This is a genomic window from Roseateles sp. GW821-FHT02E12 (assembly GCF_059421665.1).
Window position 1 is genome coordinate 900,483 of the sequence record NZ_JBWKVK010000001.1, and the last position, 12,531, is coordinate 913,013.

A 12,531-nucleotide genomic window follows, 5' to 3' on the forward strand; every position below is an offset into this window, starting at 1 on the left:
CCGGCGACATAGGATGACGCCTCTCGGTGGGAGGCGTGATGTCGAAGACTGCAGGCACTGATCCTGTTCTGGCCCGGATCTCGTTGGTCATTCCGGGGCGCGTGATCGCCTTGGGCGGCGAGCCCGAGGACGTGCCCGTGTGCCGGCTCGACACCGAGGCCATGCGCTGGACCTATGTGCTGCGGGCGCGTGAGCGCTGGCTCAGTTCGAGTGACGCCAGCAACAGCCGCGAGGAGCAGGCCACCCGCACGCTGAAGGGCTTCGGCCTGAAGGATGCCGACCTCGAGGCGCTGGCCCGCGCGCCGCGCATCGTCGTGCGCATGCCTTACACGTCGGAACGCGAGGGCTGGCAGGGCCGCATCTTTCCCTGGGAATACCTGCTGGCCAAGGCCACGCGGCGCTATCGCATCGTGGACAACCACCGCTTCACCGTGATGCGTGAAGTGGTGTCGAAGGCGCCGGCCCCGTGGAAAAAGCCCGGGCAGCGCAGCCTGCTCTATGTGCAGAGCGCACCTGGCGGCTTGCGGCAGACCTGGGATTTCAGCGCAGAAACCAAGCGGCTCAAACGCGCGCTGGGTGACATCCAGTTGATCGAACTGCGGGACCCGAGTTGGCAGCAACTGCACGATGTGGTGAAGCAGCACAAGCCCGACCTCATCCACCTGAGCGGCTTTGACAACCTGTCGGGCCTGAAGGCCTTGCGCAATCTGGTGCCGGACGGCGAAGCGGTGGAGGCCGAATTCGGCCCGATGCGGCTGGACGACGTGCTGGCCAAGGAGGCCAGCGTGCCCGACGGCATGCTGCTGGCCGGCGAGACCGGCGGCGCGGCCGTCATCGGTGCGCAGCGGCTGGCCGAGGCGCTGGGGGCGGGGGGCGAGCACTGCGCCTATTTCGTCTCGCTCAGCCTCGAAAATTCGGCCGCGCGCACGGCGGCGCTCATCGTGGCCGAGCGCGCGGCCCTGTCGGCCGTGGGCTTCCAGGACGCGATCGAGAACCAGCTGGTGGACTTCTTCTTCGAGCTGGTCTACAGCCAGCTCGACCAGGCCGTGTGGAACCTGCCGCTGGCCTTCGAGAGCGCCTGGCTGCGCGCCCGCAAGGAGCCCAAGGCCACGCGGGCCACCGGCGTGACGCTGTGGATGGGCGCGCCGCTGAACGAGGCCGCCTTCACCCGGGGCGAGCCCGCCGCGGCCGAGCTGCGCGACGCCGGCACGCCGCCGCGCCTGCAGGCCGTGCCCGAGGAAGAGCTCAACTACGCGGTGCTGCACAACAACGGGCGGCTGTTCCGCCAGATCGTCGTGGAGCGAGGCAACGCCAAGCCCGACGATGGCTTGAGCGTCGACGTGGAACTGCAGCTTGGGCCTGAACAGGCACGCTGGCGCAAGCGCTTCGTGGCCGGCGAGACACGCTTCGACTTGAGCGACGAGGTGCATGTGCCGCTCACGGCCGCGCTCATGCGCTCGCTGCAGGAGGCGGTCAACAGCACCTTGATGGTCCAGCTCAGCCACAACGACAAGGTGCTGACGCGCGACAGCCATCGCCTGCGCCTGCTGCCCGTGGACCAGTGGCGCGACAACGACAAGGACGGCCAGTGGCTGCCCTCCTTCGTGCTGCCGCGCGATCCGGCCGTGGTCAGCGCGGTGGAACTGGCGCAGCGCTATGTGCGCGTCCTGCGCGACAACCCCGCCGCCGGTTTCGAGGGCTACCAGGCCGCGCCCAGCACCGACGAAGAACAGCTGCGCGAGGTCGACCTGCAGGTGCAGGCGATCTGGGCCGCCCTGCTGCATGAATGGCGGCTTGGCTACATCAACCCGCCGCCGTCGTACAGCAGCAAGCTCGATTCGCAGCGCCTGCGCACGCCCAGCACCATTCTCGGCGGACGGGCCGGCACCTGCATCGACCTGGCCCTGCTGTTTGCCGCCTGCCTGGAGCTGATCGACGTCTACCCGGTCATCTTCCTGCTCAACGGCCATGCGCTGCCGGGCTATTGGCGGCACAACAGCTTCCAGGCGGACTATCTGGCGGTCAGCGGCGAGGGCGCGCATGGCGCCATGGCCGGTGCGGCGGATCGCAACTCCTCCGCCAGCCTGCAGCGCTACGCCTGGCAGGCCATCGGCAATGCGCCCTACCGCGAGGTCAGGCAGTTGATCCGCGCGCGACGCCTGGTGCCGATCGAGACGGTGCGGCTGACCGAGCACTGCGGTTTCGTGGAGGCAGTGGAGGCGGGCATCGACGCGCTGTCCGAAGCGGAAGACTTCCATTCGGTGCTGGACGTCGTGACGGCGCGCATGAACGGCATCACGCCCTTGCCCATCGTGGAGGAGAGGCCATGAGCGGTAACCAACTTTGGGCCGATGTGAGCGCCCGTCTGGTGCTCGAAGAGGAGGCGACCGGCGTCAGCACCCTGCCCATCGGCCAGCGCCGCCGGCGTGCCGCGGCGCGCGACGCCGATGGCCGCGCCAAGGTCGAGCTGGTGCGCGACGAGGACGACCTGCTGCGCTGGGTCTATTCGCCGCCGACGACGCCCGGCGGCACGGGGCGGCGCTCCTACCGCTCCATCCGCGTGGCGCCCGACGATGTGGTGCAGAGCTTTCGCTTCAACGACTTCGGCGCCAACGCGGTCACCGACAAGCTGATCGCGGCCGACCGCTGGCTGACGCCCGACCAGGGCATGCAGCGCTGGCAGGACGGCCAACTGGTGGCCGACGCCCAGCCCGCGATCGACAAGGGCCGCGTGCTGCTGCTGGTGCACGGCACCTTCAGCAAGTCGCAGATGTGGTTCGACGAGCTGCAGGCCACCGACGACGGCAAGAAGCTGCTCGCCGGCTGGCAGCAGAAGTACGGCGCCATCCTGGCCTTCGGCCATCCGACGCTATCGGTGGCGGCCTGGTCCAACGCGCTGGACCTGCACCGCGCGCTGCAGCACGTGAGCGCGCCCATCGACATCGTCTGCCACAGCCGCGGCGGCCTGGTCGTGGGCTGGCTGATGCGCCTGCGCGCCGTGCCGGTGGAGCGCGTGGTGTTCGTCGCCTCGCCGCTGGTGGGAACCAGCCTCGCGGCGCCCGACAAGCTGCGCGCCGCGCTCGACATGATCGCGAGCTATGCCGATGCGGTGGCGCGCGTCGGCACGCATGCCACCGGCATCGTGCCCTTCGCCGAGGGCGTGTCGCTGCTGGCGAAAATCTTCGGCAAGGTGCTGCACCTGGGCAGCACCACGCCCATCGTCGACGCGGCGGTGGGCCTGGTGCCGGGCCTCGCGACGCAGCAGCTGGTGAAGAACAACAGCGACGTGCGGCAGCTGTTCGCCGACCCCTGGCTCAGCACGCCGCAGATGTTCGGCATCGGCGCGTCGTTCCAGCCCGACGAGAGCGCGCAGCCGATCTGGAAGTTCTGGCGACGCTTCAGCCACATCGGCGACCAGATCAAGTACGGTGCGGCCGACCTGGTCTTCCCCGGCCCCAACGACCTGGTGGTGGACGTGGACTCGATGTTCCGTCTGGGCGAGGGCGGCAACATCACCTTCGAGGCCCTCGGCGTGGGCCCGACGACGCACCACACCAACTATTTCCGCGATGAGCGGGTGATCGGCTACCTGGGCGATCAGTTGTCGGTTCAGAACTGAGCGGTCTCGTTGTCCGGCTTCCAACGATCTGGTGGCGGCCGGGTGCGCGGCTGAGGTGAGGCCGGCGCGGTGAATAGGCACCGGTGGGCCGGTGTTGTGCGACAAAGGAGCACGTAACCTCGCGCGTGCTCTGACAACCCAGGAGATCCATGCCTGCCATGAAGCGCCTCGTCGCTGCCCTCGCCTTCGCTGCCCTGTCCTGCTCCGCCTTCGGCGTGGAGACGCTGTCCCAGGAAGCGATGTTCACGCGGATGTCCGCCCTCGCCTCGACCGGCAATGCGGAGATCAAATACAACCTCGGCATGTTCCTGAACAACGGCATCGGCACGCCGCGCGACAACCAGGCGGCATACAAGTATTTCTCCGAAGCCGCTGCGGCCGGGCACGAGCTGGCAGCCTACAAGGTCGGCTGCTATCTGGACGGCCAGTTCCGGGGTGTCGTCGCCGTCAATGAGGACGAGGCCCTGAAGTTCAAGCTGCGCGCGGCCGAGGCCGGCTATGAGCTGGCCCAGCTCGATGCGGGCCGGCACTTCGCCAAGAAGCGCGACATGGACCAGGCGCTGCTTTGGTGGGAGCGCGCGTCCAGGCAGGGCAACATGGATGCCACGGCCCGCCTGGCCCATGTGCTGTCTGGCGACGCGTCGCCGAACAAACCCAAGGGCTATGCGCTGTTACTGGTGCTCAAGCAAGCCATGCCGAGCATCCCCCCGCAGCTGACGGAGCGCATCGCCCAACTGGACTCACAGCTGACGGCCGGCGAGAAAGCCGAGGCCGAGACGCTGCGACTCGGCTGGGTGACGGGCAAGACGCCGCTGAGCCTCAAGGCCCAGGCCGGCCTCAGCGCCGTGCCCGCGCTGATTGCATCGCTGGAACGCTGAGCCGTGTCTGCGGCTGACGCACCTCAGCGCCGCAGCTGCGCCGACGTGAACCTGCGCCCCGCCAGCACCACCTTGGCGGTGGCACGGATGTCGTCCGAGCCCGCGCCGAGCTGGACTTCATAAATACCGGGTGCGATCACCCATTCGCCGGTCGACTCGTCGAAGGTGGCCAGCAGCCGCGGGTCGATCTTGACCGCGCTGGTGCCGCTTTCGCCCGGCTTCAGCTTCAGCTTGTCGAAGCCGACCAGACGCCGGGGCGCTTCCCAGTGGGCGCTCTGCGGTGCACGCACATAGACCTGGCCCACGGAGTCGCCCGCACGGCGGCCGGCGTTCCGGGTCGAGAACTTGACCGTCACCTGCGCCTTGGCCTGGCCCGCCGTGAGGCCGCCCAGCTCGAAGCTCGTGTACGACAGGCCATGGCCGAAGGCGTACAGCGGCTTGTGGCCCTTCAGGTCGAACCACTTGTAGCCCACCGCGGCGCCCTCGGTGTAGCGCACGGTGAAGGGCGGGCCGTCGGACTTGCCGCCGATCCGCTGGCGCACAAGTTGATCCGTGCTGGCCGGGAAGGTGATCGGCAGGCGACCGGACGGGTTGACCGCGCCGGTGAGCAGCCGGGCGATGGCTTCGCCGCCCGCTGCGCCGGGGTAGAAGGCCGCGAGGATGCCCTTCACGTCCCGGTGCCAAGGCATGAGGACTGCGCCGCCGCTCTCGACGACGACGACCGTGTTCGGGTTGGCCTTGGCCACCGCGCTGACGACGGCGTCCTGGTTGCCGTCCAGGCTCAGCGACGGCGCATCCAGCGATTCGGCCGTCCACTGGTGGACGAAGACGATGGCGACATCGGCCGCGGCGGCGGCCTTGCCGGCAGCGTCGACGTGGGTGCCTGCATCGAATGCAAATTGCGTCGTCGGCATCAGCTGCTGCAAGGCCTTCATCGGCGACGACGGTTGCCACACCTGCGTCAGCCAGCCGCCGGGGCCGAGGCCCGGCACGGCGTTGCCGCCAATGGGCGTGACGACGGCGGAGCCGCCGCCCGCGAGCACGGCCTTGTCGGCGTAGCTGCCGATGATGGCGACGCGCTTGGGCGCGGCCAGCGAGGCAAGAGGCAGCACACCGGCCTCGTTCTTCAACAGCACCAGCGACTGCTCGGCGGCCGCGAGCGAGACCTTGGCGTTGGCCTCGAAGTCGATGGGGCCGGCCTTGAGCGGGTGGTCCATCACGCCCTTGTCGAACATCGCCCACAGGATGCGGCGGGCCATGTCGTCGATGCGCGAGCGCGGGACGGAGCCGTCCGCGACGGCGTCTTTCAGCGGCTGGGCGAAGTAGGGCACCTTGTCGAAAGGGAAGCCGGATTGCTGGTCGAGCCCACCGTTGGCGTCCTGCACCGTGGAATGCACGGCGCCCCAGTCGGACATGACATAGCCCTTGTAGCCCCAGTCCCCCTTCAGCACCTTGTTCTGCCAGAAGGCGTTCTGGCAGGCATAGACGTCGTTGATGCGGTTGTACGAGCACATCACCGAGCCCGGGCTGGACTTCTCGATGGCCAGCTCGAAGGCCAGTGCGTCGCTCCCCCGCAGCGCGCTTTCAGAGATCTGCGCGCTGACGAGGGTGCGGCCGGTCTCCTGGGAGTTGATCAGGTAGTGCTTGACCGTCGAGATGATGTGGTTGGCCTGCACGCCGCGGATGAGCCCGGCGCCCATCTCGGCGGCGAGCAGTGGGTCTTCGCCGGTGTATTCGAAGTTGCGGCCGTTCTGCGGCTCGCGCGCCAGGTTCACGCCGCCCGCGAGCATGACGTTGAAGCCCGACAGCCGCGCTTCCTGGCCGATCATCTTGCCGCCGGCCTCCGCCACGCGTGGGTCCCAGCTTGCGGCCGTGGCCAGCGATGAAGGCAGGGAGGTGCGCTCCAAGTAGGGGTTGCGCACGCCGATGGAGGCGTCGGCCTGGTGCTGGGCGGGGATCCCCAGGCGCTCGATGCCGGGGATGTAGCCGGCGGAGCCGGGGATCACCGTGGCGATGACGTCCTTGGTGTTGACGCCGGGAATCACGCTGCTGTCCACCTGCGCCAGCTGGTCGCCCGACGCGTAGCCGAACACCAGCAGCAGCTTTTCATCCAGCGTCATCGCCTTGAGCAGCAGGTCCGTGCGCTGCGCGGAGGTCCTGGCAGGGTCCGCCCAAGGCCTGGCCGAGGCGTCTGCCGCACTCACCACCGGCGCGGCCGCGCCGAGAGCGATCAACACGGCCATCGTCACAAGGGAAGCGTTCATTGATTTCATGGCGGGCGGCTTGATGGCGGCGCTTTCAAGGAGGGCGCGCGGACTCTAACCGGGTGGTGACGCGGCGGCGCCTGTTGGCGGTTACCACCGGGCCTCAACATGCGGCGAGGCGGCGCCGCAGCGGGCCCGCTTGCGTTGAGCGGCCCTGGAGGGCGGTCCTCAGGTGCTCGGAGCCCGGGTCGTGCGCAGGCCATCAAGCTGCGCCACGGAGGCGTGCAGCAGGTCTTCAACCAGGCCGAGCACGCGAGCCCGTTCAAGCGCGAGCTGGGCCCTCGTCGCGTCGGGCATGTCGACGCCGGATCGGTCGATGCTCAGCAGCACGTGGAATGGCAGCGCCAGCGGCAGACCCTCCATCAAGCCGCGCGGCCCGTCTGCCAACCCGCCCTGGGGGGTGAATGGGCGTTCGGTCAGGTCGACCATCGTTCCGACCATGCGCACCGCGCGCCCCTCGGCGCTGCGCTCGATGACCCGGCCGCGGGAGTGGACGACGCGATACCCCGAGCCATTGCTGCGCAGGCGGAACCTGGCCTCGTAGCTGGGCTGGCTGCCGCGAGCGTGCGCGCCCATGGCTGCAAGCATGCCTGCAAGGTCATCGGGATGGACCCGGCAGCGCCAGAAGTGGGTGCTGTCGGCGGTGTACGGGTCGGGGAAACCGAGCTGCTGTTTCCACTGCGGTGAATGGTGAACGGTCTCGATGTCGAGGCGAAGGTCCCACACCCCGAGCTCACCCGCCTCGATGGCTTGTAGCCAACGAATTTCAGCCGGTGGTTGCTGCATTTCCATGGGCGGGATTGTCATGTCGCAACGCCGGCACTGGTCAGCGTTGAAATGGCGTGGCCTCGTCCTGCCCAGCTATCGCGAGCATGCCAGCGACCGCTTGAGGGTGGCGAAGGCAGTCGAGCGCAACCGTGAGGATGTGCCCGATACGCTGGCTACTGGGCCACCAGTTCCACGCGCCGGTTTCGCGCTCGCCCGGCCTCGTCGCCATTGCCGGCGATGGGGGCCAGGCTGGCCAGCCCCTTGGGCGCCAGGCGCTTGGCGTCGACCTTGTACGGCGGCGCAGTCAGCGCCAGCACGACGGCGCGGGCGCGCTCCATGCTCAGCGCCTGGTTGGCGTCGAAACCGCCGACGTTGTCGGTGTGGCCGACGATCCAGGCCTTCAGCGCGGGCTGGTTCTTCAGCAGCTCGGCCATGGCATCGAGCTGGGCCTTGGACTCAGGCTTGAGCTCGGTCCTGCCCGTGTCGAAGAACAGGCCCGTCAGCGTGACGCGGCCCTCGGCCACGAGGCCGGCCTGCAGCGCGGCGGGGTCCACGCTGACCTGGCCGGTGGCCATGGCCTTGGGCTCGACGATCTGCAGATAGGTCGTGACCAGGCCGGTCGTCGCGTTCGCGGCCAGCGAGGTGTAGAGCAGCACGGTGGCCTCCTGGCCCGCCTTGCCCAGCGTGCCGACCAGCATGCGGCCCTCGTCGGGGGCCAGCGCCGAGGTCAGGCTGTAGCGGCTGCCGGTGGGCGTGTCGACATCGCCCTTGGCCCAGACAAAGCCCTTGGTGGGCTGCAGCTGGCGGGTCCAGGCGAAGTAGAGGTCGCTGCAGTCGCGCTCGCAGGCGAAGCGCGGCTTGAAGCCGGCCGCCGCCAGCGCCTGCTGGTAGTTGCGCCAGACCTCCAGCGCCGCCTTGCCGCGGGGGGCGATGTAGAGGGTCTGCGTGACCTTGCCTTCCAGCTCGACCAGTTCCTCGAACTTGTACTTGTCGGCCTTCTGGAACTTGGGCGCGGCCGGCACGGCGGCGGCATCCCAGTCGGACACGCGCTGGCCGGCCAGCCAGGAGCCGGCAAAGCGCTTGATCAGCGGGTGGTCGGCGGCGCCTGGCACGTCGACGCCCCGGTTGTCGGCATGGGCGGCGAAGGCAGCGACAAGCAGGACGATAGGAGAGAAAGCGCGGTGAAGCATGAAGCTCATGGGTAATTTGGTTTGGGCTGATCGGTTTACTGCAGGACCATCTCGACGCGGCGGTTCTTCGCACGGCCGTCTTCGCTGCCGTTCGCCGCTACGGGCGCGAAGTTGGCGACGCCGCGCGCCTGCAGCCGGCTCGCCGCAATGCCGCGTTGCGTCAGCGCCGCCACCACGGCCTGGGCGCGGCCCTGGCTGAGCGCGAGGTTGGCGTCGGTGGCACCGACGTTGTCGGTGTGGCCCACGATGAGCACCTTCAGCGCCGGCTGCGCCTTCAGCACGGCAGCCATCTGGTCCAGCTGGGCGGTGCTCTCGGCCTTGACGTCGGTCTTGCCGGTGTCGAAGAACAGGCCGTACAGCGCGATGCGCCCTTCAGCCTGCAGGCCCTGGCCGATGGCCTTGGCGTCGACCGTGACCTGGCCCGTGGGCATGGCCTTGGGCTCGACGATCTCGATGTAGGTGGCGGTGCGGTTGGTGAGGTCGTTCTCGGCCATGGATGTGAACAGCAGCAGGTTCAGCGTGCGGCCGCCGCTGGTCAACGTGCTCACCATCATGCGGGCCTGCTCGTAGCTGAGGGCCATCTCCAGGTTCCAGCTGCTGTCGCCACGGGCCGCGGGCAGGTTGCCCTCGGCCCAGCGCATGCCCTTGGCGCGCTCGGAGCCGTCCAGCGCGAAGTAGGCCTTGGTGCAGCCCTGGGCTTCGTTCTCGCATTGCCAGGTGGTCTTGAAGCCGGCGCCCGCCAGGGCCTGCTGGTAGTTGCGCCAGACCTCCAGCGGGCTCTTGCCCAGCGGCGCGAGGTAGAACAGCCGAGTCACCTTGCCCTCGATGTTGACCGGCCGGGCGAACTTGTCTTCGGTCTTGGACACGCCGCTGGCGTCGGGGAAGCTGCGCTGCTCCCAGTCCTGCTGCGCGTAGCCCACCAGCACGCTGCCGGCAAAGCGCTTGATGGTCGGGTGGTCGGCGCTCTTGGCGACGTCGGCCTTGGGGGCATCGGCGTGCGCCGTGGCGAGGGTGAGAGAGGCGAGGAGGGCAAGCGTGGCGCGGAGCAGCGTCATGGCGAGGCGGGTGTGACGGGAGTGGCGATGTTGCCGCAGTCAACGCGCGGGCCTGTCAGGCGGGAGGCCTGCAAACTGGGGGCATGACCGGGTCGGCCAGGGCTGATTTGTGCCGGGCCGTAACGGCCGACCGCAAACCCTGACGCGTGGCGGATCAGCCCGGGCGCCGGGCCAGCTCGTAGCGCCTCTCGACGCAGGGCTCGCCACGGAACTCGGTGGCGATGTGTTCGATCAGCTGCGCGTTCAGGCGCTCCAGCAGCCGGATGCAGGCGGCGTTGCGTGAGTCGGTCTGCGCGTGAATGCGTTCGACCGAGGTCTGGGCGAACACCTGGGCGATGGCCGAGCGCAGGGCCGCCGTTGCGATGCCGCGGCCTTGTGCCGCGCTGGACAGGCTGAAGCCGAACTCCGCCTCACGACCATCGGCGCTGACGTGGATGCCGATGTCGCCGAGCAGCTCGTCGCTGGCGTCATCGGCGATGCCGAGCTGAGTCCACTGGCCCGGCGCGAACAGCGGTATTGCGGCCATCTCGTTCAGGAAGGCCAGCGCCTCGGCTGCGGGCTGGGGTGTCCAGCCCTGCCAGCGGCCGACGTCGGGGTCGCCGCGGTAGGCCTGGAAGACGGTGAGGTCCGTCGCCGCGAGCCGGCGCAATTTCAAGTCAGCTCCTGCTCGGGGCTGCGGTAGTGGTAGCGGTAGGCGAACACGAACCCCATGCGCGCGTACAGGCGCTGGGCGACGGCGTTGTCGCTGCCCACCTGCAGATAGGCCTGGCGTGCGCCTTGCGCGTGGGCGAGGGTCAGCAGCGCACGGCACAGGCGCTCACCGTGGCCCTGGCGCGGGGCCGCCGAGGCGATGTCGTAAAGGCCCACGATGTCGCCGTCGACCACCATCTGGCCGCAGGCCAGCAGCGCGCCGGTGGCGTCGTTCAGCGCGAATCCTTGGTAGGCGACCGGGGCGTTAGCGATGCGCTCGGCGTGGGCGGCAATGGCCGTCTCTGACGAGCCGCGCAGCGCGCCGACGGTGGCGGCGTACGCGGCCGCGTCGAGGGCCTGGAGGGCCACGGGTGTGGGTTCTGGCGCGAGGGCGTCCAGCACCATCACATCGGCCGCATCGAAGGCGCCCCAGCCCTTGGCGGCCAGCAGCGCGTCCAGGTCGGCCGGCTGGCTCCAGGGCGTCACGCGCACGGCCAGCGGCAGGCCGGCGGCGTCGTAGGCCTGCTTGCAGCGGGCGAGCAGGTCGTCCAGCGGCAGCGTGCCCTGGCGCAGCGCGTTGATGCAGCGTGAGCGCTTGGCCTTGCCCGGCGACAGGCGGATCAGCCAGCCGTCGATGTCGGCCTGCTGAGGTGGCGCGCTGGCGTCCAGGCCGGCGAGTTCAGCGCGCAGGGCGAGGGCGTCAGTCATCGTTGAGCAGCGTGGCCGGGTCGCGCCAGACGCAGCGCCACTTGAGCTTGGGCCGGCCGTCGAAGGGCGTGCTCATGGCCTGGTCGGTGAACTCGGCCCCCAGCCGGGCATAGAAGCGCTTGGCGGGCTCGTTGGCGTCCAGCACCCAGAGGAAGAGGGGCTGCTGGCGGTGCTCGGGCCCGAGTTCGCGAACGACGGCCTGCAGCAGCTGGCGGCCGATGCCGCCGCCTTTGGCGTCGGGGTGGACATGCAGGTTGTCGACCAGCGTGCCCCACTGGGGATCGTTGTCGAGCATCACGTAGGCGAAGCCGATCATCTGGCCGCTGGCGTCTTCGGCCACGATGCCGAAAGCGGGAATAGCGGGCTCGGCAGTCGGGCCTTGCAGGCGCTCCCGCCAGACGGTTTGGCGATCGGCGTCGACCTCGTGGTCGAGATAGTCATCGGCCAGGATGCCGCGGTAGGCGCTGCGCCAGCTGGTGGCGTGCAGGGCGGCGACCGTGTCGGCGTCGTCAGCACGCATGGGGCGCAGCACGGCGTTGCTCACCGCATCGTCTCGATCCGCTTCACCATCTCCTTGGCGAACTCGACGAAGGCCACGGCGCCCTTGGAGCTGGGATCGAACACGACGCCCGGCAGCCCGTAGCTCGGCGCCTCGGCCAGCCGCACGTTGCGCGGGATGACGGTGTCGAACACCTTGTTGCCGAAGTGGGTCTTGAGTTGGTCGCTGACCTGCTGCTGCAGCGTGATGCGCGGGTCGAACATGACGCGCAGCAAGCCGATGATCTGCAGGTCGGGGTTCAGGTTGGCGTGGATCTGCTTGATGGTGTTGACCAGGTCGGTCAGGCCTTCCAGCGCGAAGTACTCGCACTGCATGGGCACGATGACGCCATGGGCGCTGCACAGGCCGTTCAGCGTCAGCATGGACAGCGACGGCGGGCAGTCGATCAGGATGAAGTCGTAGTCGGCCGAGACCTCGGCGATGGCCGTCTTGATGCGCTTCTCGCGGCGCTCCAGGGCCACCAGATCAACCTCGGCGCCGGCCAGTTCACGGTTGGCGCCCAGCACGTCGTAGCCCGACTTTTCAGCCTTGACGCGTGCCTCGGCGATGGAGGCGGACTCCAGCAGCACGTCGTAGACCGTCAGCTCCAGCTTGCGCTTGTCGATGCCGGAGCCCATGGTGGCGTTGCCCTGCGGGTCCAGGTCGACCACCAGCACGCGCTGCCCGATCTGGGCCAGGCCGGCGGCGAGGTTGACGGTGGTGGTGGTCTTGCCGACGCCGCCCTTCTGGTTGGCGATGCAGAAAATCTTGGCCATGGGTTCCAGTTCTCGACTGCCGGCATCGTACCGGGGAGAGGGCGG

Annotated in this window: 11 protein-coding genes; 3 read left to right on the forward strand and 8 right to left on the reverse strand. The window is 69.0% G+C overall.

Features of this window, described 5'->3' with window-relative positions:
* Nucleotides 1–38: 38 nt before the first annotated feature.
* The 3 genes from AC07V5_RS04240 (at nucleotide 39) to AC07V5_RS04250 (ending at nucleotide 4,497) form a co-directional block, all read left to right on the forward strand.
* Nucleotides 39–2,330, forward strand: a complete 2,292-nt coding sequence (locus tag AC07V5_RS04240) for a hypothetical protein (RefSeq protein ID WP_495114357.1) — start codon at nucleotides 39–41, stop codon at nucleotides 2,328–2,330.
* Nucleotides 2,327–3,619 carry an esterase/lipase family protein gene (locus tag AC07V5_RS04245; protein ID WP_495114359.1) on the forward strand — a complete coding sequence of 431 codons (1,293 nt, stop codon included), beginning with the start codon at nucleotides 2,327–2,329 and terminating at the stop codon, nucleotides 3,617–3,619. Before AC07V5_RS04240 ends, AC07V5_RS04245 begins: the two co-directional genes overlap by 4 nt.
* A 149-nt stretch (nucleotides 3,620–3,768) precedes the next feature.
* A complete protein-coding gene (locus AC07V5_RS04250) occupies nucleotides 3,769–4,497 on the forward strand; it encodes a tetratricopeptide repeat protein (RefSeq protein WP_495114361.1) in 729 nt (242 codons plus the stop codon).
* A 23-nt stretch (nucleotides 4,498–4,520) separates the two neighbouring features.
* Here AC07V5_RS04250 and AC07V5_RS04255 read toward each other — a convergent pair whose 3' ends face one another.
* From AC07V5_RS04255 to AC07V5_RS04290, 8 genes are all read right to left on the reverse strand, one after another.
* The gene (locus AC07V5_RS04255; RefSeq protein ID WP_495114362.1) at nucleotides 4,521–6,761 is read right to left on the reverse strand and encodes a beta-glucosidase family protein; all 2,241 of its coding nucleotides are present in this window, start codon (nucleotides 6,759–6,761) and stop codon (nucleotides 4,521–4,523) included.
* Between the two features lie 168 nt (nucleotides 6,762–6,929).
* The gene (locus tag AC07V5_RS04260; RefSeq protein WP_495114364.1) at nucleotides 6,930–7,553 is read right to left on the reverse strand and encodes a PAS domain-containing protein; all 624 of its coding nucleotides are present in this window, start codon (nucleotides 7,551–7,553) and stop codon (nucleotides 6,930–6,932) included.
* 149 nt (nucleotides 7,554–7,702) lie between these two features.
* Nucleotides 7,703–8,728 (reverse strand): OmpA family protein, encoded by a 1,026-nt coding sequence (locus AC07V5_RS04265; protein WP_495114366.1) that lies wholly within the window; start codon nucleotides 8,726–8,728, stop codon nucleotides 7,703–7,705.
* A 26-nt stretch (nucleotides 8,729–8,754) separates the two neighbouring features.
* A complete protein-coding gene (locus AC07V5_RS04270) occupies nucleotides 8,755–9,774 on the reverse strand; it encodes an OmpA family protein (RefSeq protein WP_495114368.1) in 1,020 nt (339 codons plus the stop codon).
* Between the two features lie 154 nt (nucleotides 9,775–9,928).
* A complete protein-coding gene (locus AC07V5_RS04275; RefSeq protein ID WP_495114370.1) occupies nucleotides 9,929–10,429 on the reverse strand; it encodes a GNAT family N-acetyltransferase in 501 nt (166 codons plus the stop codon).
* Entirely contained in the window at nucleotides 10,426–11,172 is a 747-nt protein-coding gene (locus tag AC07V5_RS04280) for a GNAT family N-acetyltransferase (protein WP_495114372.1), read from the reverse strand. Before AC07V5_RS04280 ends, AC07V5_RS04275 begins: the two co-directional genes overlap by 4 nt.
* Complete coding sequence (locus AC07V5_RS04285) at nucleotides 11,165–11,692, reverse strand: GNAT family N-acetyltransferase (RefSeq protein WP_495114374.1); 528 nt, start codon at nucleotides 11,690–11,692, stop codon at nucleotides 11,165–11,167. The genes AC07V5_RS04280 and AC07V5_RS04285 overlap by 8 nt, the downstream gene beginning before the upstream one ends.
* Before the next feature lie 20 nt (nucleotides 11,693–11,712).
* Complete coding sequence (locus AC07V5_RS04290) at nucleotides 11,713–12,486, reverse strand: ParA family protein (RefSeq protein ID WP_495114375.1); 774 nt, start codon at nucleotides 12,484–12,486, stop codon at nucleotides 11,713–11,715.
* Nucleotides 12,487–12,531: the final 45 nt, after the last annotated feature.